The 24,513-nt window shown below is 50.9% G+C and carries 26 protein-coding genes; 22 read left to right on the forward strand and 4 right to left on the reverse strand.

What is annotated here, in order from left to right; translation table 11 throughout:
• Window position 1 precedes the first annotated feature (1 nt).
• The 8 genes from nusB (at window position 2) to ribA (ending at window position 5,777) form a co-directional block, all read left to right on the forward strand.
• The gene (nusB, locus tag JYB63_RS17905) at window positions 2-487 is read left to right on the forward strand and encodes a transcription antitermination factor NusB (protein WP_205659282.1); all 486 of its coding nucleotides are present in this window, start codon (window positions 2-4) and stop codon (window positions 485-487) included.
• Between the two features lie 13 nt (window positions 488-500).
• A complete protein-coding gene (gene thiL, locus JYB63_RS17910; protein ID WP_205659283.1) occupies window positions 501-1,475 on the forward strand; it encodes a thiamine-phosphate kinase in 975 nt (324 codons plus the stop codon).
• Entirely contained in the window at window positions 1,472-1,963 is a 492-nt protein-coding gene (locus JYB63_RS17915; protein ID WP_205659284.1) for a phosphatidylglycerophosphatase A family protein, read from the forward strand. Before thiL ends, JYB63_RS17915 begins: the two co-directional genes overlap by 4 nt.
• A 232-nt stretch (window positions 1,964-2,195) precedes the next feature.
• Window positions 2,196-2,537, forward strand: coding sequence for a PepSY domain-containing protein (locus JYB63_RS17920; RefSeq protein ID WP_205659285.1), 342 nt, complete (start codon window positions 2,196-2,198; stop codon window positions 2,535-2,537).
• A 53-nt stretch (window positions 2,538-2,590) separates the two neighbouring features.
• Window positions 2,591-2,920, forward strand: coding sequence for a PepSY domain-containing protein (locus tag JYB63_RS17925; RefSeq protein WP_205659286.1), 330 nt, complete (start codon window positions 2,591-2,593; stop codon window positions 2,918-2,920).
• A gap of 67 nt (window positions 2,921-2,987) precedes the next feature.
• Window positions 2,988-3,650, forward strand: a complete 663-nt coding sequence (locus tag JYB63_RS17930; protein ID WP_205659287.1) for a response regulator transcription factor — start codon at window positions 2,988-2,990, stop codon at window positions 3,648-3,650.
• Window positions 3,647-4,996 (forward strand): ATP-binding protein, encoded by a 1,350-nt coding sequence (locus tag JYB63_RS17935; RefSeq protein ID WP_205659288.1) that lies wholly within the window; start codon window positions 3,647-3,649, stop codon window positions 4,994-4,996. The genes JYB63_RS17930 and JYB63_RS17935 overlap by 4 nt, the downstream gene beginning before the upstream one ends.
• Before the next feature lie 160 nt (window positions 4,997-5,156).
• The gene (ribA, locus tag JYB63_RS17940; protein ID WP_205659289.1) at window positions 5,157-5,777 is read left to right on the forward strand and encodes a GTP cyclohydrolase II; all 621 of its coding nucleotides are present in this window, start codon (window positions 5,157-5,159) and stop codon (window positions 5,775-5,777) included.
• Window positions 5,778-5,865: 88 nt separating this feature from the next.
• Here the strand turns inward: ribA and dxs are convergent, their stop codons facing one another.
• From dxs to JYB63_RS17955, 3 genes are read right to left on the reverse strand one after another with little or no spacing between them, the layout of a single operon-like run.
• Window positions 5,866-7,647 carry a 1-deoxy-D-xylulose-5-phosphate synthase gene (dxs, locus tag JYB63_RS17945; protein WP_205659290.1) on the reverse strand — a complete coding sequence of 594 codons (1,782 nt, stop codon included), beginning with the start codon at window positions 7,645-7,647 and terminating at the stop codon, window positions 5,866-5,868.
• A 25-nt stretch (window positions 7,648-7,672) separates the two neighbouring features.
• Window positions 7,673-8,557 (reverse strand): (2E,6E)-farnesyl diphosphate synthase, encoded by an 885-nt coding sequence (ispA, locus tag JYB63_RS17950; RefSeq protein WP_205659291.1) that lies wholly within the window; start codon window positions 8,555-8,557, stop codon window positions 7,673-7,675.
• Window positions 8,558-8,560: 3 nt separating this feature from the next.
• Window positions 8,561-8,800 carry an exodeoxyribonuclease VII small subunit gene (locus JYB63_RS17955; RefSeq protein ID WP_205659292.1) on the reverse strand — a complete coding sequence of 80 codons (240 nt, stop codon included), beginning with the start codon at window positions 8,798-8,800 and terminating at the stop codon, window positions 8,561-8,563.
• A gap of 250 nt (window positions 8,801-9,050) precedes the next feature.
• Between JYB63_RS17955 and pomA the strand changes: the two genes are divergently transcribed.
• Complete coding sequence (gene pomA, locus JYB63_RS17960; protein ID WP_205659293.1) at window positions 9,051-9,809, forward strand: flagellar motor protein PomA; 759 nt, start codon at window positions 9,051-9,053, stop codon at window positions 9,807-9,809.
• A 5-nt stretch (window positions 9,810-9,814) separates the two neighbouring features.
• A complete protein-coding gene (locus tag JYB63_RS17965) occupies window positions 9,815-10,765 on the forward strand; it encodes a flagellar motor protein MotB (RefSeq protein ID WP_205659294.1) in 951 nt (316 codons plus the stop codon).
• A gap of 46 nt (window positions 10,766-10,811) precedes the next feature.
• Here JYB63_RS17965 and JYB63_RS17970 read toward each other — a convergent pair whose 3' ends face one another.
• A complete protein-coding gene (locus JYB63_RS17970) occupies window positions 10,812-11,117 on the reverse strand; it encodes a c-type cytochrome (RefSeq protein ID WP_205659295.1) in 306 nt (101 codons plus the stop codon).
• A gap of 609 nt (window positions 11,118-11,726) precedes the next feature.
• Here JYB63_RS17970 and JYB63_RS17975 point away from each other — a divergent pair.
• The 12 genes from JYB63_RS17975 (at window position 11,727) to JYB63_RS18030 (ending at window position 24,506) form a co-directional block, all read left to right on the forward strand.
• The gene (locus tag JYB63_RS17975; RefSeq protein ID WP_205659296.1) at window positions 11,727-12,260 is read left to right on the forward strand and encodes a hypothetical protein; all 534 of its coding nucleotides are present in this window, start codon (window positions 11,727-11,729) and stop codon (window positions 12,258-12,260) included.
• Between the two features lie 317 nt (window positions 12,261-12,577).
• Window positions 12,578-12,868: an STAS domain-containing protein gene (locus JYB63_RS17980; RefSeq protein WP_205659297.1), complete on the forward strand. Its 291-nt coding sequence runs from the start codon at window positions 12,578-12,580 to the stop codon at window positions 12,866-12,868.
• 27 nt (window positions 12,869-12,895) lie between these two features.
• Window positions 12,896-13,258, forward strand: coding sequence for a response regulator (locus tag JYB63_RS17985; protein ID WP_205659298.1), 363 nt, complete (start codon window positions 12,896-12,898; stop codon window positions 13,256-13,258).
• A 6-nt stretch (window positions 13,259-13,264) separates the two neighbouring features.
• Window positions 13,265-15,703, forward strand: a complete 2,439-nt coding sequence (locus JYB63_RS17990; protein ID WP_205659299.1) for a chemotaxis protein CheA — start codon at window positions 13,265-13,267, stop codon at window positions 15,701-15,703.
• Complete coding sequence (locus JYB63_RS17995) at window positions 15,700-16,209, forward strand: chemotaxis protein CheW (protein WP_205659300.1); 510 nt, start codon at window positions 15,700-15,702, stop codon at window positions 16,207-16,209. The genes JYB63_RS17990 and JYB63_RS17995 overlap by 4 nt, the downstream gene beginning before the upstream one ends.
• A gap of 32 nt (window positions 16,210-16,241) precedes the next feature.
• Window positions 16,242-18,584, forward strand: coding sequence for a methyl-accepting chemotaxis protein (locus JYB63_RS23535; protein WP_205659301.1), 2,343 nt, complete (start codon window positions 16,242-16,244; stop codon window positions 18,582-18,584).
• Window positions 18,585-18,662: 78 nt separating this feature from the next.
• Window positions 18,663-19,502, forward strand: coding sequence for a CheR family methyltransferase (locus tag JYB63_RS18005; RefSeq protein ID WP_205659302.1), 840 nt, complete (start codon window positions 18,663-18,665; stop codon window positions 19,500-19,502).
• A complete protein-coding gene (locus JYB63_RS18010) occupies window positions 19,502-20,119 on the forward strand; it encodes a chemotaxis protein CheD (protein ID WP_243432057.1) in 618 nt (205 codons plus the stop codon). The genes JYB63_RS18005 and JYB63_RS18010 overlap by 1 nt, the downstream gene beginning before the upstream one ends.
• A gap of 15 nt (window positions 20,120-20,134) precedes the next feature.
• Window positions 20,135-21,196, forward strand: coding sequence for a protein-glutamate methylesterase/protein-glutamine glutaminase (locus tag JYB63_RS18015; protein WP_205659303.1), 1,062 nt, complete (start codon window positions 20,135-20,137; stop codon window positions 21,194-21,196).
• A gap of 20 nt (window positions 21,197-21,216) precedes the next feature.
• Window positions 21,217-22,410 (forward strand): methyl-accepting chemotaxis protein, encoded by a 1,194-nt coding sequence (locus tag JYB63_RS23540; protein WP_205659304.1) that lies wholly within the window; start codon window positions 21,217-21,219, stop codon window positions 22,408-22,410.
• Window positions 22,411-22,479: 69 nt separating this feature from the next.
• The gene (locus JYB63_RS18025) at window positions 22,480-22,788 is read left to right on the forward strand and encodes an STAS domain-containing protein (protein ID WP_205659305.1); all 309 of its coding nucleotides are present in this window, start codon (window positions 22,480-22,482) and stop codon (window positions 22,786-22,788) included.
• Window positions 22,789-22,790: 2 nt separating this feature from the next.
• Window positions 22,791-24,506, forward strand: coding sequence for a SpoIIE family protein phosphatase (locus JYB63_RS18030; protein ID WP_205659306.1), 1,716 nt, complete (start codon window positions 22,791-22,793; stop codon window positions 24,504-24,506).
• Window positions 24,507-24,513: the final 7 nt, after the last annotated feature.

Here is a 24,513-nt window from a genome sequence, read left to right on the forward strand (position 1 = left end):
GATGACCGATAATCCTACGCCAAAGAAGACTAAGAAGCCGTCGCTGACTGAAAAACGTCGCGCCGCGCGGAGCTTCGCGTTACAGGCGTTGTACCAGTGGCAGATGTCCGGTAACTCAGTTACCGACATCGAGCTGCAATTCCGTATTGATAACGACATGTCCGGTGCGGATATTCCGTTGTTCAGTGAATTGTTGCACGGTGTACCTGCGCATGCCGGTGATCTGGATGCTTCTTTTGAGCCATTCCTGGACCGTGCATTGACAGACCTTGATCCGATTGAGCTGGCTGTTCTGCGTATTGGCAGTTTTGAACTGGCCCACCGTATTGTTGTGCCGTATAAGGTTGTCATCAACGAAAGTGTTGAACTGGCGAAAACCTTTGGTGCCACAGAGAGCCACCGTTACGTAAATGGCATTCTGGACAAGCTGGCCGCGCGGGTACGTATGACAGAGATCAACGCCAAGCGTGAATCCAAAAAGTCCTGATCAGGAGTGTTTCTTGGACGAGTTTGAACTGATACGTCAGTATTTTTCTGATCTCGGCCAGGACAGCTCCGGCTGTGTTGAGCTGGGGGTTGGTGATGACTGTGCCATTGTCTCTCCGCCTCCGGGGCAACAACTGGTTTTTTCAATTGATACTCTGGTAGAAGGTACTCACTTTCTGCCGGGTACGCCTGCGCAGCAAATTGCTACCCGTCTGTTAGGCGCTACGCTTAGTGACCTTGCCGCTATGGGCGCCCGTCCGGGCTTTTTTACGCTGGCGCTGACCCTTCCTGAATCAGACCCTGAATGGCTGGCTGCTTTCGCTGAGCCGCTTGCACAGATGGCGCAGCGCCATGGTGTGCGTCTGGTGGGTGGTGATACCACAAAAGGCCCTTTGACACTGACGGTGCAGGTGCACGGCTGGGTAGAATATGGCCGTGGCTTACGGCGCGACGGTGCCCGTCCCGGAGATGCTGTGTATGTGACCGGCACGCTGGGTGACTCCCGCGCGGGGCTTGAAACGCTGCTGAAAAATACCCCGCACAGTGAAGATGTTGCCTATCTGCAGCGACGTTTTTTCGCCCCCGAACCCCGCTTAAGTACAGCACAGTTGCTGACCGGTCAGGCTTCTGCCGCTATTGATGTTTCAGACGGTCTGCTGGCTGATTTGCAGCATATACTCAGTGCGAGTCATGTAGGTGCTTGCATCGAGCTGGATGAGTTACCTCTGTCACCGGCCCTGCGTCGCTTTGCCGGTGAAGAAAAGGCGGTTGAGTGGGCATGCTCTGGCGGCGAGGATTTTGAAGTGTGCTTTACCCTCCCTGCTGACCATGAAGAGGCCGTGCTGGATAGCCTGGTCCATCATGATGTGCCGGTGTGGAAGGTTGGTGAGATTCGTTCTGAGCCGGGACTGTTTGTCCGGGATGCCGCCGGAGAGCGGCCGGTAACCGCCCGTGGTTTTAATCATTTTTCTGAGCACGCTGAGTCATGAAGCAAACAACTCCGGCCTCCGTCTGGCGTAATCCTGTGCACTTTCTGGCGTTTGGCTTCGGCAGCGGCGCGGCACCTAAGGCTCCCGGTACGTTCGGTACGCTGGCGGCGGTGCCTCTGTATTTATTGCTGGAACCCTTATCCGCAACGGCTTACGCTCTGATGTTGCTGGTTACCTTTGCTGTCGGTATTTATCTGTGCGGTAAAACCTCTGAAGATATGGGCGTGCATGACCATGGCGGCATTGTCTGGGACGAGTTTGTCGGTTACTGGATCACCATGTTTATGGCACCGGCAGGTTGGTTATGGATCGTGGTTGGTTTCGTTTTATTCCGTTTTTTCGATATCGTGAAACCATGGCCTATCAGCTGGGCTGATAAGCGTGTCAGTGGTGGCCTGGGCATTATGCTGGACGATGTGCTGGCCGGCATCATGGCATGGGCCTGTTTGCAGGCCGGTTATTATGGCTGGCTGATGCTGGCTCAGTAAGCATTGTTGCACCGGAACTTTCAGTTTAATTTCAGATAAGCATTTTAAGATTGGCTCAGAGTCTGCCGAACTCCGTGTGAAATAATCCGGAACTATCCCCTGTGTTCCTTCTGCAGCCTGTGTGCTGATGTTTTCAACGTTCGACATATTCTCCGTGAGGCAAAGTGCGTCAGGATAATGCCTGAATACTTTGCCCAGCTTACTAACTGTCTTACAAAGAGGTGGGCTGAATATGCGATTCATACAATCTGGAATGGTAGCAGTATTACTGCTGGGTCTGACGCTTAATGCTCAGGCTGATACAAAACGTCTTAGTTTTTCTGATGTGCAGCCGGTGCTGGTGCAGGGTAATATCCTGTCGGTGACCGAGCTGAGAGAACGTATTCAGGCTGCGCCCGGCGATATGCTTGATATGAGCCTGATTCCACATGCCCGCGGGTACATGTACCAGCTGCAGCGACGGGATCAGTCTGGCAAAGTGCGTACCGATTTTGTTGATGCATATACCGGAGACTCCTTACCCCGCCTGACAGTTCAACAGCTGTTGGCCGGAGCCAGGTATTATACGTTTTAGCAATTTGTGAGTGCCGTTGACGGTAGGCTGATACCGTACAATGAGGGGCCGGAATGAAATTTATAAAAATATTATTATTTTCTATGCTGATGTTGCAGGGATTCTCCGCTGCGGCGATGGAGTCATTTGAAAAGCTTGATTATGAAGATTGCCGGGAGCTGGTGTCCAGTGGTGAGATTCTGTCAATGGCTGAGCTGATGGCGCTGGTTAAGGATATGTCTGAAGGGCGTATCATTGAGACCAGTCTGCTCAAAAAAGGGACGGTGTATATCTATGAAATGGAGATTGCCGGTACCAATGGCATGATTGAAATGCTATATATTGATGCCCGTACAGGTGCCATCAGCCATACGCTGGAAGGTGACGAACAAAAAGACATTTAAACTGATCTGAAGGCCGGTGAATGCCGCCGGCATTTTCATTCAGTTTTTTTCACCAAGAGGAATTGCAATGCGGATTTTGCTGGCTGAGGATGATCCGGCGTTAGGCCCTGAATTAAAAACAGCATTAGCTAAGCATGGCTACGCCGTTGACCTGGCGGTTAACGGTATCGATGCCCAGGCCCTGGGTGAAGAAGACATTTACGACCTTGTAGTACTGGATCTGGGTTTACCTGATAAATCCGGTCTGGATGTATTACGTTACTGGCGCAGCAAGAAGAACAATATCCCCGTTCTGATTCTGACAGCCCGCAGTGCCTGGCAGGAACGTGTGGACGGCTTTGAAGCCGGAGCAGACGACTACCTGTGTAAGCCTTTTCATACTGAAGAACTGTTAGTGCGGATGACTGCATTGCTGCGCCGGGCAAATCAGCAGATCAGTTCTCAGCTGGAATCTTCCGGTCTATCCCTTGATGAGAACAGTCAGTCAGTCATTAAAGACGGTGCTGAAGTCTCCCTGACCGGCACCGAATACCGTTTGCTGCGTTATATGATGCATAACCCCGGCCGGGTTTTGTCTAAGCTGCAACTGGTTGAGCATATGTACGATGACGGCACTGAAAATGACAGTAACGTGGTCGAGGCCTATATCAAGATGCTGCGTAAAAAGATTGGTGCAGAGCTGATTAAGACCAAGCGCGGTCAGGGATACGTGTTCGGAGATCCCACTTGAGATCCATTCAGGCACGGCTGAATTTCGGCTTTGTGCTGGTTACTCTGATTCTCTTTGTTGTGCTGTGGCTCGGGCAGGGCTGGTTCTTACGCCAGATGGCGTATGACTTTGTATCTGCCCGGCTGGCCAGTGATGCCTATACACTGCTGCGCGCGGTGGACATGGATATCGGCAGTGGCTGGCGACTGGATCCGGATAAAACCTCCTCCGTGTATGAACAGCCGATGTCAGGCCACTACTTTCAGGTGGCTGTGGACGATAAGTGGTTCTTTTCCCGCTCCCTGTGGGATGCAAAAATTCCTTTGAGTGATCACCAGGACGTGGGTGAAGAGCGTATCCGCCTGCTGGATATGAACGGTGCTCCCTGGCTGGTCTATGAAAATAAGTTCATGAAGCAGGGGCGGGCAATCCGCGTCGCACTGGCGGAAGATGTCAGCTTTATTGAAGCTTCTCTGGCACAGCTTACTTGGTTGTTTGCCGGCGTTGGTGGTGTGTTGTTGCTGGTTTTGCTGGCGGTTCAGGTGTGGGTTATCCGGCAGGGGCTGTCGTCGCTTAAAGCCGTCAGGCATGAGATTGCCCAGCTTAAATCCGGACATATCCGGCAGTTACCTGCGGTGGAAACCAAAGAAATTGAACCCCTGGTGACCGAGATTAATTATCTTGTGCAAAGTATGGAAATGCGCCTGCAGCGTTCCAGAAATGCGGTGGGGAATCTTGCCCATGCGTCCAAGACACCACTGACAGTCATTGACCGGCAAATAGAAGCGCTGATTGAGGCCGGTTATAGCCAGGGTAAGGACATGCAGGAACAGTCATCCCGCTTGCGGGGTATGATGGAACGGGAACTGACCCGTGCCCGGATTGCCGGTGCTGCACTGCCCGGGCAGCGTATCTATATTCAGGAAGAACTGGAAAAGCTGGTACGGACGCTGAAGGCGATCTACCGGGAAAAAGCCATTGATTTCCGACTGGATGTATCAGCGACAACCTATTTTCCCGGCGAGCGTGACGACCTTGTTGAGCTGATGGGCAATCTGCTGGATAACGCGTCAAAGTGGACCAAAAGCCAGATCAGTATTGTGGCTCGGATGGATGATGAAAGCCTCGAGCTGATTGTTGCGGATGACGGGCCGGGAGTTGCCCCTGAAGATCTGGAGCGGTTAATGAACCGTGGTGAGCGTCTGGATGAAGAAACCAGTGGTCACGGTCTGGGGATGAGCATTATTTCCGAGATTATCCGGCAGTATCAGGGGACCTGTAAGCTGAGTCATTCTGCGACACTGGGTGGTCTGCAGGTACAGGTTATTCTGCCCCGCCAGTTAGATATGGATGTAGCTGAAGTATAATTTCCTCTTGAAACCCGGGTAATTTCCCCCATATTGAGTGTATCCGCGCTGCGTTATGTGACGCAGGTCGATGACTTGCTGATTATGTCGTATTCAGAGTTAGCGCTTGTTTCGCCGGGCTGGTAGAATGCCCGCCTGTTTTGATTAAGGAATGCCCCCTGTGTCTGTTGAATATGTTGCCTCATCCAAGCTGCCCACCCCCTGGGGTGTATTTACCATGGTCGGTTTTGAAGACCGGGCGACAGGTAAAGAGCATGTAGCACTTACCTTTGGTGAGCTGGCATCTGATGCGCCGGTGCTGGCCCGTATTCACTCTGAGTGCCTGACCGGTGACGCGTTGTTTTCACTGCGTTGTGACTGTGGATTCCAGTTACAGGAAGCGATGAAACGTATCGCGGAAGAAGGCAGTGGGGTGATCTTGTATCTGCGTCAGGAAGGCCGTGGTATCGGACTGCTGAATAAGATTAAGGCTTATCACCTGCAGGATGGCGGTGCTGATACTGTTGAAGCCAATGAGCAACTGGGCTTTCAGGCCGATCAGCGGGATTACACCATGTGTCAGGTAATGCTGGAGCACCTGGGTATTACCAGCGTTAAACTGATGACCAATAATCCGCGCAAAGTTAAAGCGTTGCAGGCCAGCGGTCTGAATGTTGATAAGCGTGTGCCGCTTCAGGTAGGTAAAAACCGCCATAATGAAGAGTATCTGGCAACGAAAATGGGCAAGCTCGGACATATGATGACTGAGCAGCATTTCCAGGAAGAACCTCAGGAAAAATAATTTCCTTCAGATTTTAAAAAAGGCCGGCTCTGCTGTTACAGTGAGCCGGCCTTTTTTGTGTCTGCAGAATGGCTCTTCTCTTCTCTGCTTAGGTCAGAGGCCAGAGCAGTGGGCGGATCACCTGGCGCAGACCTTCGGTATCCAGCCCGCATTCTGTCAGCTGTTCCTGACGTGTGGCGTGTTCTATCCAGCGGTCCGGAATCCCCAGGCTGATCAGTTGTACCTGACTGTTGATGCTGTGTAAGTACTCGCTGACCGCTGATCCAGCGCCGCCTTTAATGGCATGGTCTTCCAGCGTAATTAAGGTGTGATGATCTGCCAGCAGTGTCAGGATCATCTGCTGATCCAGTGGTTTGACGAAACGCATATCAATGATGGTGATATCCATCTCATCCCCCAGCGCTTCTGCCTGACTGAGTAACGGCCCGAAGTTAAGGACAGCAATGCCACTGTTGCCCCGGCGAATTTCACGTGCCCGGCTCAGAGGGACCGGGGTTGCTGTAGAGGTTTGTGTTGCTGTACCACTGCCACGGGGGTAACGGATAGCAGCCGGCCCATGATGCCGGTAGCCGGTTTCCAGCAGATTCAGTAATTCCTGCTCATCTGCCGGGGTCATAATGACCATTTCCGGAATACAGCGCAGGTAACTGATGTCATAGCAGCCCGCGTGGGTTGCACCGTCTTCACCAACCAGCCCTGCACGGTCAATACAGAACAGTACGTTCAGGTCCTGAATCAGGACATCGTGGATCAGCTGATCATATGCGCGTTGCAGAAAGGTCGAATAAATAGCAACGACCGGCTTCATGTTGCGGTAGGCCATTCCTGCAGCCAGTGTGACGGCATGCTGCTCTGCAATCGCAACATCAAAAAAACGTTTCGGAAACTGCCGGGAGAACTCCACCAGGCCAGAGCCTTCGCGCATGGCGGGCGTTATCGCAGTAAGTTTTGGATCTTCAGCAGCTTTATCTGTCGCCCATTGGCCAAAGATATGGGCAAAAGTTGGTTTACTTTTTACTTTGGGTTTGTCGATTGGGTCGATTTTGGCGATGGCGTGATAGCCGATCGGATCCTTTTCGGCCGGCGCGAACCCTTTGCCCTTCAAAGTCGTGATATGTAAAAACTGCGGTCCTGGCTGGCTCAGACTGTGTTGCAGTGCATCTAACAGGGCCGGAATGTCATGGCCGTCAACCGGGCCTGAATAGTTAAAGTCCAGCGCTTCAAACAGTGCGGCGGTTGTTTCACCCATGTTGTCTTTAAGGTTCTTGGCCAGATAGGTGGCCAGTCCGCCTTCGTTATGGGAGATCGACATGTCATTGTCGTTAAGAATGACCAGCAGGTTGCTGCCGGTGTGTGCCGCATGATTCAGTGCTTCAAAAGCCATACCGGCGGTCATCGCGCCATCGCCAATAACGGCAACCGTACGGCTGTCGATGTTTTGCAGTTTATCTGCCAGGGCCATACCCAGAGCGGCGCTGATCGATGTGCTTGAATGCCCGGTACCGAAATCATCATAAGGGCTTTCGCTCTGCCGGGGGAACGGGGCCAGGCCATCCTTTTTACGGATCGTCAGCAGCTCCTCTCTGCGGCCGGTCAGTATTTTGTGTGGGTAGCTCTGGTGGCCTACGTCCCAGACCAGATGGTCTTCCGGGGTATTCAGGCAGTAATGCAGTGCAATTGTCAGCTCGACAACGCCCAGCCCGGCACCAAAGTGGCCACCTGTCTGGCCGACACTGTAGAGCAGAAAGTGCCGCAGTTCCCGGGCCAGTTCTACCAGCTGATCAGCAGACAGCTGACGCAGCTGATCCGGCTGGTCGAGCCGGTTCAGTAAAGGGGTATCGGGACGGGCAGTGGGAATTTCAAAAAACATCAGTGTGACAATCTTCAGCAGCGGATTAGTATTGGCGTTCTACGATGTAATCCGCTAACCAGTGCAGTGGTTGGGCAGCATCACCATATGACTGGATACTAGCATGGGCCTGTTCGTTTAATAGGGCCAGTTTTTGTTTTGCCCCGGCCATGCCAAGCAGTGCCGGATAAGTCGGTTTATCCTGTTCGGTATCGGAGCCCTGAGGTTTGCCCAGCGTCTGGGTATCCCCTTCAATGTCCAGAATGTCATCCTTTACCTGAAAGGCCAGGCCGATATGCCGGGCGTAAGTGTCCAGTGCCAGTAAATCTTCACGGGTAGCGTTGCCACTGCTCAGGGCACCCATTTCAATGCTGCTGCAGATAAGCGCGCCTGTTTTATGGCGGTGCATATTCTCCAGTTCGTTCAGGGTCATCGCTTTGCCTACATGGCTGAGATCAATCGACTGACCGGCAACCATACCCATGGCACCGCTGCCCCGGGCCAGAGAGGCCAGCATCTGCAGTTGTGTCGTCGGGCTGACAAAGTCTGAAGGCGTGCTTAGCAGCTCGAATGCGAGCGCCTGTAAAGCATCACCGGCAAGAATGGCGGTCGCCTCGTCAAACTGAATATGACAGGTCGGTTTACCGCGGCGGAGATCGTCATCATCCATTGCTGGCAGGTCATCATGTACCAGTGAATAACTGTGGACACATTCGATTGCGCAGGCGGCATTATCGGCGGCGTCAAGGTTTCCCGCGAGCAGCTGGTTGGCCATGTAGACCAGCAGTGGCCGTACCCGTTTACCGCCGTTAAACAGAGAATAACGCATCGCTTCCTGAAGCAGGGGAGCAGCCGTCTGGCTGGCCATATGCTGCTCCAGAGCCTGATCGACTCTGCTGCGATACCTGTTGAGTTGCTGCTTCATATCCACGGATTATTCCTCCGGCAGTTCAAACGGTGTTTCCTGTAACTCACCATTTTGCTTAATCAGTAGCTGAACTTTCTGCTCGGCATCGCTTAGCATGGTCTGACAGCTTCGGGTCAGCCGGACGCCTTCCTCGAAGGTGTGCAGTGACTGCTCAAGGCTGAGGTCGCCCTTTTCCAGTTCTTCGACCATGCTTTCAAGCTGGCCGAGTGCTGTTTCAAAATCGAGGGGCTTCTTAGATGCAGGCATTAGCGAAATTCTCAAATAATCTAGCAGCTTAGTGCGTGTTGGGTTCATTTAGACTGGCATATTGTACTGTAAATAGTACGATATAGGGCAAGTAAAGAAGGGCCCTAAATCAATCGTTTGAATCTTGCCTGTCACTTGATGTAGATTTTTATGCGGATGAAGCTAAAGTATTCGTCTGGTCAGGGCGATAACACTAAGTGGATTAACTTTTTCAAAGTGGATTTGAGTTTATGACGCTGAGGAGTACAGAGTGGATTTAGCAACGCTCGTTGGGTTATTAGGTGCATTTGGTATCGTAGTCGCAGCGATGGTAACCGGTGGCGACGTAGGCACCTTTGTTAACGTGCCATCATTGCTTATCGTAATGGGCGGCAGCCTTTTTGTTGTGCTGATGAAATTTACCCTGGGCCAGTTCCTGAGTATCGGTAAGGTGATGGGTAAGGCTTTCATGTTCAAGTCCGTGAAGCCTGAAGATATTATCGCTGAAGCAGTTGATCTGGCAGATGCTGCCCGTAAAGGCGGTCTGCTGTCTCTGGAAGATAAAACGGTTAGCAGTGACTTTATGCAACGTGGCATTCAGTTACTGGTAGACGGTCATGACCCGGACATTGTTCGCGGCCTCCTGAATAAAGAAAAATCTCTGACGACTGAGCGTCACGAAAGTGCCTGCGACATTTTCAAAGCGATGGGTGATGTAGGCCCCGCAATGGGGATGATCGGAACCCTGGTAGGTCTGGTACAGATGCTGTCTAACATGAGTGACCCTAAATCAATCGGCCCTGCGATGGCAGTAGCATTGTTAACTACGCTTTACGGTGCAATGCTAGCCACCATGTTTGCGCTGCCGATTGCAGATAAACTGGACGGCCGTAAAGCAGAAGAAGAACTGAATCAGTCGCTTATTATTGATGGCCTGCTGGCGATTCAGGCCGGTCAGAACCCACGGGTTATTGAGCAAATGCTGCGTAACTATCTGCCTGAGAAAAAGCGGGCAGTGGCTGAAGGGTAACGCGCATGAGTGATGAAGAAGAAACAAAATGCCCCCCCTGTCCCGCGGGGTTACCGGGCTGGCTAGCAACCTTCGGCGACCTTATGTCGCTGCTGATGTGCTTCTTCGTATTACTGCTGTCATTTTCAGAAATGGACGTGCTGAAGTTTAAGCAGCTGGCGGGTTCCATGCGTGAGGCGTTTGGTGTTCAGAATCAGGTAAAGGTTGCTGATATTCCGAAAGGTACCAGCATTATTGCTCAGGAATTCAGCCCGGGCCGTCCGGAGCCTACGCCCCTGAATGAGGTGCGGCAAATGACCACGGACAACGACCTTCAGACGCTGGATATACGTACCCAGGAAGGTCAGTCAGAGGTTGATGAACAGGAAAAGAGTGAAACTCAGGAAGAGCTTCAGGAACTGTTAGAACAGATTGAAGAGCAGGCTGAAGCCCAGGCTAAGACAGATGCTGTTTCTTTTGCGGCGGCATTGCAGTCTGAAATTGGTCAGGGCAGCGTAGAAGTTGAGACCGACGGTAAGAAGATTATTATCCGTGTTAAGGATAAAGGTTCTTTCAGTTCAGGCTCGGCGGAGCTTAAGTTTGCCTACATCCCTGTGATGGCGAAAATCCGTGATGTGTTGCTGACGGTTCGTGGTAAGGTCGCGATTGAAGGGCATACTGATAACATTCCGGTGTCCGGTGGGCAGTATGAGTCGAACTGGGGACTATCTACAGCACGGGCTTTATCGGTTGCACATGAGTTATTTGCGGACCCGAGAATAGATCAGTCACGGTTTAACGTTGTCGGTTATTCTGATACCAAACCACTGGCGCCTAATGATACTTCACTGAACCGCAGTACCAACCGGCGGGTTGAAATCATTGTGCAGAAAGGTGCAGACCCTGAAGCGCTGGAAAAAATTAAAGCCGGGGATGTTGAGAATTTCGGACCACTGACCCCGCAGGAAGTCTTCTGATACAAAAAAACCCGGCATATGCCGGGTTTTTTTATAGATGTATCGCTTACTTGGAGTTATCCAGCATGTGCTGAATCGCTGCAGTCAGCTCACTGTCAGTACAGTTCTGGCAGTTACCCATTGGTGGCATAACGTTCAGACCGCTTTTTGCGGTTGCCAGCATACCTTCAACGCCTTTTTCTATGCGGGTTTTCCAGGCTTCAGGGTCGCCTACTTTTGGCGCACCGGCTACACCAGTCATGTGGCATGCCAGGCAGTAAGTGTTATATACAGTAACTCCGTCCCGTTCAGCGAAGGCGGCGGCAGGTGTCAAAAGTGCAGCAGCAGTGGCTGCCAGTAATAATTTTTTCATTGTAATTCCTTGAGGCCTCTAATGTTTGGCTAGAGCAAAGGTGAACACAGAAACCCTGTGGTGAACTTCTATGCTTGGGTCAGTTTAGAAACTCGGGACGGCGTCTGTAAATAGCCAGAACAGATAAGAATTGAATCTGTGTCAAGGAATGCTTAAATTTTCCGGGAACCTGCCGATTAATTATGTGTGGCACGAAGGTTCATAGCGTACATTGCCTGTTGATGTTGTGAAAATGCTTTGGCGTCACGGTGTTTATGCTGAATGAAGCTCTGATGGTAAAGCTGTCGTACCAGGTCTGCCGGTGCGTCAGTTATTTGCAGAATTTCATTTAAGCTTAAGCCCTTACGGGTCAATTGAAGTATCTGGTGTTGCAATGAGTTCATCGTCATTGTTTTAATCCTAAGGCTGATTCTGGATGTCAGTTTTAGCAGTAAGATGTGACAAAATCATTGCAATGGTCTAATTTCATTAGGGAAAGAGCGGTATTTTCTTGAATGGGGATACTTTGTTGGTATATGTTAAAAGTCATACAATAATTGTAAGATCTGTTTAATTAACAAGAATCTGACATAGCAACGGAACGCTGTTAGCTGCTGGCTGGGGAATAATATGGATAAAAATGCAACTTCTACGACCGTTTCAAATCGGCATGATCAGTCTTCGCCTGTTGGGGCGAACCCGACAAATCTGAGGTCCTGCTTTGATGCGGAAGAATTAGCACAGAAACTGGGCTTCGTATCTTTTTCGACCGACTTTCTGATTCGCTGTTACCGGGTATTTGACGGTGACATCAAAGCCGCGATTATTTTTAATGTAATCTCACTGTGGGCCCTGCGCCAGCGTGAAGATGAAGAGGCGAAACAGGCTGTGCCGGGTTTCTCCTGTAATAATCATTCAATCAGTATTGCTACCGGTATCCCGTATGAAACCGTACGGCGTAAGGTAAAGAGCATGGTTGAGAACGAATGGCTGTACTTCAGTGATTCTTCCCATGTAGTACTGAATGCGGAAAAATGGCAACAGGTACTGGGTGATGTAATTGACCCTGAGCGCTGTGTTGTTGGTTATGTCCGCAGTACTGATGTGTCGCCTGATTTTGCAGGCCGCAAACGGATGGGCTCTGCGGCGGACCGCCGCACCTGATGCCAGATATATTGAAAAAAGCTGCTTTTATAGCAGCTTTTTTTTCGCCTTAAATTTGTGGGCTGAAATCTAAATCTTCAGTAATAACAAAGGATAACGTTAAAAAACGATTTTCGGGGAGGAAAAAGTGTTTCGCAAGATGCTGAAAACTCATGTAAATCAAGGTGATCTACTCACCAAAGTGAGTAAGCTAAGTGATTGATTTTTTGACATAAGCAGCTTTGTGTAACACATTAATATCTACAATTATTCCTGTTTAAGTCTGCAGGAGCAAAGCCGGGACATAAGAAGTACCCGGAAAATTGAGAGATACGCATATGACCAATGAAACCAGGGATGAGTTACAGTTGCCGGAAGAGATCTCAATTGTAAATATCGGTGAATGGAAAGATAAGTTTACTGACCTTCTGGAATCTTCTGCTTCGATTTCAATTAACGCTGCTGACCTGACCAGGGTCGACACCGCAGCGGTTCAGTTACTTGTAGTGTTTATCAAAGAGCTGCAGTCACAAAACATCAATTTTGAGTGGCAGAGTCGGTCTGCTGAGCTGGATAAGGTTGCCCGCCAATTGGGACTGGCATCCATGCTACAACTCGAGTCAGCATAAAAAATAACGGATTACGGAGATTATTAAATGGCAACCATCTTAGTTGTTGATGATTCGGCTTCTTTACGGAACATGGTGACTTTCACCCTGAAACAGGAAGGCTATCAGGTTGTTGAAGCCGGCAATGGTCAGGAAGCGCTGACTAAAGCAAAAGGCGGCCGGTTTGATCTGGTACTTACCGACGTGAATATGCCGGTTATGGACGGGATTACTCTGTGCTCTGAGCTTCGCAAACTGCCGACGTTTAAGTTTACCCCGGTGCTGATGCTAACCACCGAAAGCTCTGCTGACATGAAACAGCAGGGTAAAAGTGCCGGTGCGACTGGCTGGCTGGTAAAACCTTTTAATCCTGAGAAGTTGATCAGCACAATCAAACGCGTCGTACGGTGATCGCCTATGAGTATTGATCTGTCGCAGTTTATTGCAACCTTCCTCGAAGAGAGTTACGAAGGTTTAGAAGTCATGGAATCTAGTCTGCTGGATATGGACTCTGCAGACGAAGAAACGATCAATACTATCTTCCGTGCTGCCCATTCCATTAAAGGGGGCGCGGGTACCTTTGGGTTTAATGAAGTTGCGGACTTTACTCACCGTGTAGAAACCCTGCTTGATGAAATGCGCAGCGGCAAGCAGGCCGTTACCGGGCCTCTGGTTAATTTACTGCTTGAATCTGTCGACTGTATCAAGGCTTTGCTTGAGTCTGTGCAGGGAGGCGCTGATGCGGACCCGGACATGCTTGCCAGTGTCCAGAAAGGTCTCGAAATGGCTTTGGGGGAGAGCTCAGAAGAAGCCCCGGCAGAGCCTCCGCTGGATGTCTTGGCTGAGATTGTTGAGGTGGCGGATCAGCCCTCAGGCTGGTTGATTGACTTTCAGCCGCACCGGGATTTATTGCAGCAGGGCCATGAGCCTGCGTTTATGTTTGAAGCGCTTGGAGACTTTGGCGACCTGAGTATTCAGCCTGACTGTACCGGGCTGCCCGCACTGGCAGAGTTAAATCCTGAATTGCTGCATATTAACTGGCAGATTGAACTGACATCTGACTGCAGCGATGAGGATGTTAAAGAAATTTTTGAATGGGTTGAAGACGAATGTGACCTGAGTGTCAGCCCGTTATGTGTGACGCCGCCTGCCGGTTGGCGGATTGAGTTTATTCCCGGTGAAGATATTGTCCAGACAGGTAATGAGCCTTCACTGATGCTGGATACCCTCACTGATCTTGGTGAGCTGACAGTTGAAGCGAACCTGAGCAACCTGCCCTCACTGGCTGATCTGAATCCCGAACTTATTTATCTTTCCTGGCAGCTGACACTGGAGTCTGACTGCGATGAAGACGCCGTGCGGGAAATCTTCGAGTGGGTAGAAGATGATTGTGAGATCAATGTTTCAGCGTTGGCTGGTGCTGAGTCCACAGCTCCGGTTACGGATACCCAGCCTGCTGCGGAGATAACTGAAACCGTGCCGGAGAGCGCGCCTGTCAGTGAGCCGGCTACACCGGTTCCAGCTGCCGCTTCTGAACCAGCTGCTAAAGTAACACCGGCTGCGGCAGATAAAACGCCAGCTGCCCGTAAGCCAAAAGCAACCGAAAGCAGTTCTATCCGGGTCGATACCGACAAAATTGATGCACTGATAAACCGGGTTGGTGAGTTAGTGATTACCCAAGCGATGCTCGGACAGATAGGTCAGGAACTGATGGAGTCCACCGGGGCTGACATCGAACGCCTGCAAAGTGGTCTGGAGCAACTGGAGCGAAACACCCGCGACCTGCAGGAAGATGTTATGCGGGTAAGGATGCTGCCGATCAGTTTTGTGTTTAACCGCTTCCCACGGCTGGTGCATGATGTCAGCGGTAAGCTGGGTAAGAAGGTGGATCTGGTTATCTCCGGTGAGCAGACAGAAATTGATAAAACCGTGATGGAGAAGATCGGTGACCCGTTGGTGCATCTGATCCGCAACTCTCTTGATCATGGTCTGGAAACGCCAGAAGAACGCCTGGCTGCCGGTAAGGATGAAACCGGTACCGTGCAGCTGAATGCTTATCATCAGGGTGGTGTTATTGTCATCGATATCATTGATGATGGCCGCGGTCTGAATACCGCCAGAATCCGCCAGAAAGCACTTGAAAACGGGCTGATCACAGAAGATCAGGTGATGACGGATCAGGAAATTGATGAGCTGATCTTTAAACCGGGTTTTTCCACCGCAGAAGAAGTCAGCGATCTCTCCGGCCGGGGTGTCGGCATGGACGTGGTGCGGCGGAATATTGAATCCCTGGGGGGCAACGTCAGCGTCCGTTCTGATCCCGGGAACGGAGCAAAATTCAGCGTTAGCCTGCCACTGACTCTGGCTATCCTTGATGGCCAGCTGGTCAGAATTCATGACCAGACTTACATTTTACCGCTGGTATCGATCGTCGAAACGTTCCAGGCAGATAAAAAGTCCCTGAGCCCTATCGCCGGGGAAAATAAGCTGCTGCATTTCCGTGATGAGTATATCCCGCTGATTTCGATGCGTGCGCTGTTTAAGCTACCTCCGGAGCCTAAAGAAGAAGGTTTTGCCGGCAGTCTGATTGCAATTGTGGAAAATGGTGGCCAGAAAGTGGGGCTGGTGGTGGATGAGCTCTATGGACAGCAACAGGTCGTTATCAAAAGCCTTGAGGTGAATTTCAAACCGATAGAAGGATTTGCCGGTGCAACCATTCTTGGAGATGGCAGTGTCGCACTGATTCTGGATGTGACCGGGATTATTAAGCGTGGCCTGAGTGCTGAAGTGGCGCATTCTGCCAATACGCGTAATGGCGGTCTTCAGGCCGTGCCAGATCGGGAGAACGTTGCATGAACAGCCATGAACAACTAGGTGATGATCTTACCTACAGCGAAGATGGTCAGCAGTATCTGAGCTTCCTGCTGGAAGATGAAGAGTACGGTATCGATATTCTGCGGGTTCAGGAGCTGCGTGGCTGGGCACCGGTAACCCCGATTCCGGAAATGCCGGATTATCTGCGCGGTGTTCTGAACCTGCGTGGTGCAATCATTCCGGTCATTGATCTGCGGTTACGCTTTGGTTTACCGGCCCTGGAATACGGCCCGACCACCGTGGTGATTGTTATCAAGGTGCAAAGTGAAAAGGGCGAGCGGATTATGGGCATCATTGTTGATGCGGTCGCCGAGACATATTCGCTGGCAACGGATCAGATACAGGTATCCCCACAGATCGGCGGGGTTATCAATTCCGAATTTATCACGGGGCTGGTGGCACATGATGACAAGATGATTGTGCTGATGGATATCGATCAGTTAATGAATTCAGGTGAGCTGGCGGTAGCTGCGCCAGTTGCCGGTTAGACGCGCAGTACAGGTTTGTAAAAGGAGAGAGCATGAAGATTAATGAGCCGGTGACCGATCGGGAAGTGAAGCTCAAAGACGGTCAGGAGCTGGTTACTAAAACCAACCTTAAAGGCATCATTACCTATACCAACCCCGACTTTGTTGAGGTGAGTGGCTTCAGTGAAGATGAACTGGTTGGTAAGAATCATAATCTGGTGCGCCATCCGGATATGCCGCAGGCCGCGTTCAAAGATCTTTGGGACACCCTGAAACTGGGCCGTCCGTGGAGTAAATTGGTTAAAAACCGCTGTAAGAGCGGTGATTTTTACTGGGTAAAAGCAAACGTAACGCCGGTATTTAAAAACGGTGACATTGTTGAATATATGTCGGTCCGGACCCGGCCGACTCAGGATGAAATTGACACTGCTGAGTCGCTGTATTCCACACTGCGCGGTAAAGATGCCAGCCTGCCCAGCCCGGAAAACATTAAGCCGGCAAACCTGAAAGGCAAGCTGAACCGTTACACCGTAGTTGGACTGGCCGCAGCGGTAATTGTTAATGCGGGGATTTATGCACTGGGACTGCCGGCAGAAGCGCTGATGGCCGGGCCTTTGCTGGCTTACCTGATCATGGCTTTTGGTTCAAAACGGGTATTGGATAAAGATGTCATTACCCCTGCTCAGGATGCGCAGCGTCACATGCGGGATGTTTCTGAGGGTAACTATCTTGAGCCGATTCCAATCGAAGAACCCGGTGAAGTCGGCGAGCTTAAGCGTAGCGTGAAAATGCTGGCGGTGAAGCTTGGTTTTGAAGTGAATGATGCCAGAGAGCAGGCTAAACGGGCTCAGCGGATTAAAGTGGCACTGGATAATGTTTCTTCCAATGTCATGCTGGCCAATAATGAAGGTGAAATCATCTACTGTAACGATGCGGTTATTCAGATGATGAGTAACGCTGAAGCGGATATCCGCGAGCAACTGCCTGATTTTGATGCCCGTGCCCTGGTCGGCGCGAACTTCGATATTTTCCATGAGAATCCCGAACATCAGCGCCGCATGCTGGCAGCGTTGACATCCACGCATAACAGCCAGATCAAAGTGGCGTCCAGAACCTTTAACCTGATTGCCAATCCAGTGGTTGATGAGCAGAACAACCGGTTAGGGACTGTCGTTGAGTGGGCTGATGTGACTGATCAGCTGAATGCTGAACAGCAGGTAGAAGAATTGATTCGTCAGGCATCACTGGGACAGCTGGATCAGCGGCTGGATGTTGATATCTACAGTGGCTTTATGAAGAACATCGCCGAAGGCGTTAACCAGATGCTGGATGCGGTGGTTGTCCCGGTACGTGATGTGAAAACTGTACTGGAAGCACTGGCGAAGGGCGACCTGACACAGGAAATGAGCGGTGAGTATCACGGCGAGTTTGCGGAACTGAATAGTGCTTTGAACAGCTCCATCCGTAATCTTGAGCACATGGTGGGTGAGATTCGCAGTGCCGGTGCCAGTATTAATACCGGTTCATCTGAGATCTCCAGCGGCAATACGACGCTTAGCCAGCGTACTGAAGCCCAGGCGGCGAGTCTGCAGGAAACTGCAGCCAGTATGGAGCAAATGACCAGCACGGTAAGGCAGAATGCAGACAATGCAGATGAAGCCCGCAAGTTGGCAGAAAATGCTCAGCTTCTGGCGGAAAAAGGCGGTGAGATTTCAGCCCGGGTTGTGACTTCCATGGGCGATATCAGTGCCAGCTCCAGCAAAATTGCAGAAATTATCAGTGTCATCGATGAGATAGCCTTCCAGACGAACCTGTTAGCGCTGAATGCTGCAGTTGAAGCAGCAAGGGCTGGCGAGCAAGGGCGTGGTTTTGCTGTCGTGGCTTCCGAGGTGCGTAATCTGGCCCAGCGCAGCGCCAGTGCGGCGAAAGAAATTAAAGAACTGATCAGCGACAGTGTTGAGAAAGTCGAGGAAGGTGGCGTATTCGTTGATGAGTCCGGTAAAGCACTGGATGAAATCATGGGCGCTATTAAAAATGTTTCTGCCATTATCAGTGAGATTGCTTCGGCCAGCCGCGAACAGGCGATCGGCATTGAAGAAGTGAACGTGGCTGTCACTCAGATGGATGAAGGCACTCAGCAGAATGCTGCGCTGGTGGAAGAAGTTGCCGCAGCGTCTTCATCTATGGAAGAGCAGGCAGAGCAGTTGCAGCGCTTGGTGAGCGCATTCAGGGTCAGTGATATGAACGCTGCCGTTCATAACAGTGTAGGTATGGAACGGGTGCGTTCACTGGTATCCGAGACACCGGTTGCCGCCAGCCCGGCAGTCCCCCGCCGAAACAGTATTAAAACCGCGCCGGTCACCGCCGGCGGCAGTGATGAATGGGAAGAGTTCTGAGTTTATCGGTGTAACACAGGAAGGCGCGCTGTAATGGCGCGCATATTAAGCCAGGCACCCCAGTTTTGAGGTTAACGGATGGCAACAACAACCGCCACAGAGCGTGAATTTGTCTTTACCGACAAGCATTTCACGAAGGCTAAACAGGAACTGTATGATTATGCTGGCATTGCGCTGGCAGATCATAAACAGGACATGGTGTATAACCGCCTGGTTCGGCGTTTGCGGGAGCTGGGGCTGGACAGTTTTGATGAATACTTCCGGTGTCTGGATAGCTCTCCCGCAGAATTCACTCAGTTCATTAATGCACTGACGACCAACCTCACCGCTTTTTTCCGGGAGCGGCATCATTTTGATTATGTGAAAAGTCAGATAGTACCGGCAATTAAAAACAGCCCCGGTGCCCGTTTGCGTATCTGGTCCGCTGGCTGTTCCCTTGGTGAAGAACCTTACAGTCTGGCGATCAGTCTGCTGGAGGCTGGTATTGATCCGTCCAGCTGTGATGTAAAAATTCTCGCCACTGATATTGATTCCAAAGTGCTGGCCAGTGCCAGAACCGGTGTATATGAGCAGAGCCGTGTTAAGTCGCTGCCGAAAGCAACTGTGCATAAATGGTTTCTGAAAGGGAAAAATCATAACGATGGTCGGGTAAAAGTACGTCCTGAATTGCAGAAGATGGTGGCGTTTAATCATCTCAACCTGATGGACGACTGGCCAATGAAAGGGCCGTTCGATTTTATTTTCTGCCGCAACGTAATGATTTATTTCGACCAGCAGACCCAGGCCCGGTTGTTGCAGCGAATGGCTGCGCTGTTAAAACCCCGTGGGCATTTATTTGTTGGGCATTCGGAAGCCCTTGCGCGTCATCAGAGTAATTTTGAACTGATGGGAAAGACAATTTACAGGAAGGTAAACTGATGCTTGCGACCAAACCACCTGCCCCCAAACCCATGCGAGGTTTTGAACACATGAGGGCATTCTGGGAGCCAAAATGGGAATGCTATGCCATTAAGGTGCAACCTGGCGCATTCTGTATCAGTAAGGAGAAGGTCGTACTGACAACAGTGCTCGGTTCCTGTATTTCTGCCTGTATCTATGATCCGGAACTGAAAATCGGTGGTATGAACCACTTTATGTTACCCACTAGTAATGTGAAGGATGATGGCGGGCGTTCTATGCGCTATGGTTTGTTTGCCATGGAACAGCTGATTAACGGGTTACTGCGGCTGGGCAGCCGCCGGGAAAGCTTGCAGGTAAAACTGACCGGTGGCGGTGACATGATGCAGGGTATAACCAGTATCGGTCAGCAAAACATCGACTTTATAAAAGATTATGTCGCTGCAGAAAAGCTACAGGTACTGGCAGCAGACTTCGGCGGTGATCAGGCCCGAAAAGTGGCGTATTTTCCCCAGGAAGGGCGGATGCTTGTTAACCGGATGGACCACCGGGATGACCAGCGTCTGATAGAAGAGGAACGTTCATACCGTCAGGATGTTGATTGTCATCTGGATGATTCCGACGTGGAACTGTTTTAATAAGGAAAGTTATTTATGACAAAAACCAGAGTACTGATTGTTGATGATTCGGCGGTAGTACGCAGTGTCATTAATGAGATGTTGTCTGCTGATGCTGATATCGAAGTCGTCGGTGAAGCTGTTGATCCCTATGATGCCCGGGACAAGATTAAACAGTTACGCCCGGATGTACTGACTCTGGATGTGGAAATGCCAAAAATGGACGGCATTACCTTTCTGCGCAATCTGATGAAGCTCAACCCCATGCCGGTGGTGATGTTATCCACACTGACCCAGGAAGGGGCGGATGTGACGCTGCAGGCACTTGAACTGGGAGCCGTTGATTTTATCGGCAAGCCAGTAGCAACCAGCCTGGACAGCCATCTGGAAAACTTCCAGACTGACCTGATTAATAAAGTGAAAGCCGCAGCCGGTGCCAGCCAGAAACTGCGTTTTCGCCGTAGCCGGCCTGAGCCTGCAGAGCGGGTCGCCGCGCCGGCACTGGTTAGCAGGGACCGAGCCCGTGAGCAGCAAAGGGTCATTGCGATTGGTTCTTCAACCGGCGGGACGGAAGCCTTGCGTGATCTGCTGAACAAGTTACCGACCAATATGCCGCCGATCGTAATTGCACAGCACATTCCTGCCAGTTTCAGTGAACGCTTTGCCAACCGCCTGAATACAGTTTGTGACCTGACGGTTAAAGAGGCAAAGGATGGCGATGTACTGGAAACAGGGCATGTCTACATCGCCCCCGGATCACAGCATTTAATGGTGAAAAAACACGGTCTGAAAATGGTTTGCCGGCTGGAAGATAGCGACCCGGTGAACCGTCATAAACCCTCCGTTGAAGTGTTATTTAATTCACTGCTCGACATGCAGGCGCCTCATGTGACGGCGCTGATGTTAACCGGTATGGGGGAAGACGGTGCCATGGCAATGAAGCGGCTGGCGGATGCCGGTGCGCATACCATTGCTCAGGATGAAGCTTCCAGTCTGGTGTGGGGTATGCCGGGCGCAGCAGTTAAGTATGGCGCAGCCAGGGAAGTGGTTGCGCTGCCAAAAATAGCTGGACGGTTAATGCAACACCTTAACCGCTAGCGAAAGTGAGGTACTTTGTTATGTGGCAAAAGAAAACCCTGGCGGGGCTGGTAATAGGCGGTGCGCTGTTACTGGCGATGGCTCAGTTGTTGCCCGTGCCGCAAATAATTGTCTGGATTGCGATTGCTGCTGTGTTGGCTGGCGGCATTGGGCTGGTACGAGAGCCGAAGGTGGAACGGCCGGCTAAGTCAGAGGTTCAGGCCGTTGCGCCTGAGCATGTGGACGGAGAACTGCAGCATGCTATGGAAGAGTTGTCACAGACGCTGACCCATGAAGCACTGATTGTGAATCAGGAAATTGCCCGTGTTGATGCGCTGATTAAGGAAGCGGTTGTACTGATGTCCGACAGCTTCCACAGTTTGCATGGTTTAACCAGCCAGCAGTCAGAGCTCACTGCACAGATCATTACCCGTACCGAGGAAGAAGAAAGTCACGGGAGTTCTGAAGAATTTAATATTCAGATGTTTATAAATGAAACCGGCTCGATACTTGATCAGTTTGTACAGGTGATGGTGAATGTCAGTAAGAACAGTCTAGAAACCGTACATTACATTGATGATATGGTGGAAAAGCTCGATGGTATTTTCAGCCTGATAGAAAATGTTGAGGGGCTGGCCAGTCAGACGAACCTGCTGGCGCTTAATGCCAGTATTGAAGCGGCACGCGCCGGAGAGGCTGGCCGTGGCTTTGCGGTGGTCGCTGATGAAGTGCGAACCCTTTCGGTTAACTCCGGTGATCTGAATAACAAAATCCGTGAAGAAATGGCTTCAGCCCGGGCAACCATTGAAACTCTGCGCAGTACGGTATCCGGGATGGCCGCGACGGATCTGAGCGATACCATCGGAACCAAGGAGAAAATGACTGAAATGCTGGCATTTATGGCCAGTAACGGCGAGTTTATGAACAGCAAGGTCACTGAGATATCTCAGCTCAGCATGCAGATCGACTCCACTGTGGATAACGCCGTACGGTCTTTGCAGTTTGAGGACATTGCTTCTCAGGCTCTGAACTCAATGGAGCATAATGTTAATTCACTGAATGAAATTGCTACGCTGGTGGACGATATGACCACCGCAGAAGGTAATCTTGATACAGCAGCTACTTTGCGTTGTCAGCATCGCTGTGAGGAACTGAGGGTCACTGCTCAGACCCGGAATGAGGCCCGTACAGTGGCACAGAATGATATGGATGAAGGCGAAATCGAGCTGTTCTGAAACAGACAGCACGGTGATTGCCGATTGTTTCATCACCTGGAATTGAACAATTAATACCTGAGGTATTCGATGTCCGTAACTGCAAAAACCTCCGATGATAAGAAAACCGTCGATATCTGCGTGGCTGAGCAGTTTGATTATTCAGCACATCAGTCTTTCCGTGAAGCTTACCGCTTTGTGGATCAGCCGGGCGCAATGTTTCGGGTGGATCTTTCCAAAGCAACCTATATGGACAGCTCCGCGCTGGGGATGATTCTTCTGCTTAAGGAACATGCAGACAGCCTGTCCGGTAAAGTGGTGCTGGCCAAGCCTAACCCGGCGGTTCACAAAATTCTTTCCATTGCTAAATTCGATCAGTTTGTAACGATAGAAGCATAAATATGACAGTTGCGGAAAAGCTGCAGACCAATCTCGATCTCGTACTGATTGCAGATGACATGACTCTGAACCAGCGGTTGCTGGAGAAGATGGTCGTCAATATGGGCCTGGTTGCTGAGTTTGCATCAGACGGTTTTGAGGCAGTTGAGAAATATCTGGCGCTTAAGCCTTCTCTGATTCTCATGGATGTGAATATGCCGGGAATGGGAGGAATAGAAGCTGCAAGACAGATAAAGCATCTGGCAGCAGATAATTTTATACCGATCATTTTTGTATCCGGTGCTGAAGGTCAGGACATTATCCGCAATGCAATTGATGCCGGCGGGGATGACTTTATCCAGCGGCCTTTTCCGTTCGAGCTGCTGGAAGGGAAAATTGTCGCCTTACGCCGGATTTCTGAATTGTATCAGCAGGTTACCGAACTAAATCAGATTCGCCAGAGTGAAGTTGAAGTGGCTGAACAATTGTTCAGCGGCGCTATCGAGTCGTCTAATGTGGGTTTGGAAACGATCCGGATGCATAAACAGCCGGCGACTACTTTTAGCGGTGATGTGCAGCTAACTGCTTATCGTCCCAACGGTGATCTGAATATTCTGCTGGGGGATTTTACCGGCCACGGTTTGACATCGACGCTGGGAGCGTTACCACTGGCGGAAACCTTCCGGGCGATGACCGCTAAGGGGTATGCCGCAGAAGAAGTGATCGCGCAAATTAATGCTAAGTTATACCGTTTATTACCGACCGGTTTATTTCTCGCGGTGGCCGTCGTCACGCTGGAAGTCGATGGTACGGCGAGGATCTGGAACGGTGGTTTACCGGATGTCATGGTCTTCAGCCAGGGGGAACTGGTACAGCGGATAAGCTCCAGCCATCCGCCGCTGGGTATTTTACCCCAGGTAAATGAGCTGAATTTTGAGATCAGCAACATTAAGCCGGAAGATCATATTTTAATGATCAGTGACGGGGTGCTTGAAGCAGAAAATGCTGAGGGGGATATGTTTGGTGAGGCCAGAATGTTTGCCGCGATAACTGACCCTCAGTACCGTCATAAATACTCTCTGGTCGACAGTATTCTGACCAGCCTGCAGCATTTTGTCCGTGATTTCCCGCAACGGGATGACATCTCCCTGATTGATATTCCTGGTAACTCTGTTCAGTCAGAACGCAGTTTTACCGCGACCTCACAGTTAGACTCAGACGGAGAGGATAACGATAATCTGGATGTCTGGGACTGGGGACTGGAACTGCAGGGGCGCAGTCTGGCACGGATTGATCCTGTTGCCCAGGCACTTAGCCGGTTGCAGGAATCAGAAGGTGAGGGCGAGCACTGGCATACGGTATTCAGTATTCTGACAGAACTGTATGTGAATGCGCTTGATCACGGTGTCCTTAAACTGGAATCCAGCTTGAAAGACTCCCCGGAAGGGTTTGCACGTTACTTCAGTGAACGGGAACAACGCCTGGAAACCCTCAGTTGGGGCTCCGTCTCGGTGCATGTTCAGCATGCGCGGCTGGCTGCCGGCGGCAGGGTCTTTATCCGGATTGAAGACAGCGGTGATGGCTTCGATTACGAATCCTGGCTGAGTAAAGAAAACACCTTCAATATAGGCATGTTAAGCGGCCGGGGAATTGAGCTGGTATCCGGGTTGTGTGAAAGTGTTGAATACAGCAACCATGGTGCAACCGTTGAGGTTGTATATGTCTACAGCAATAACTGAGCCGTGA

Source organism: Aliamphritea spongicola (assembly GCF_017051665.1).
Taxonomy (GTDB): domain Bacteria; phylum Pseudomonadota; class Gammaproteobacteria; order Pseudomonadales; family Balneatricaceae; genus Amphritea; species Amphritea spongicola.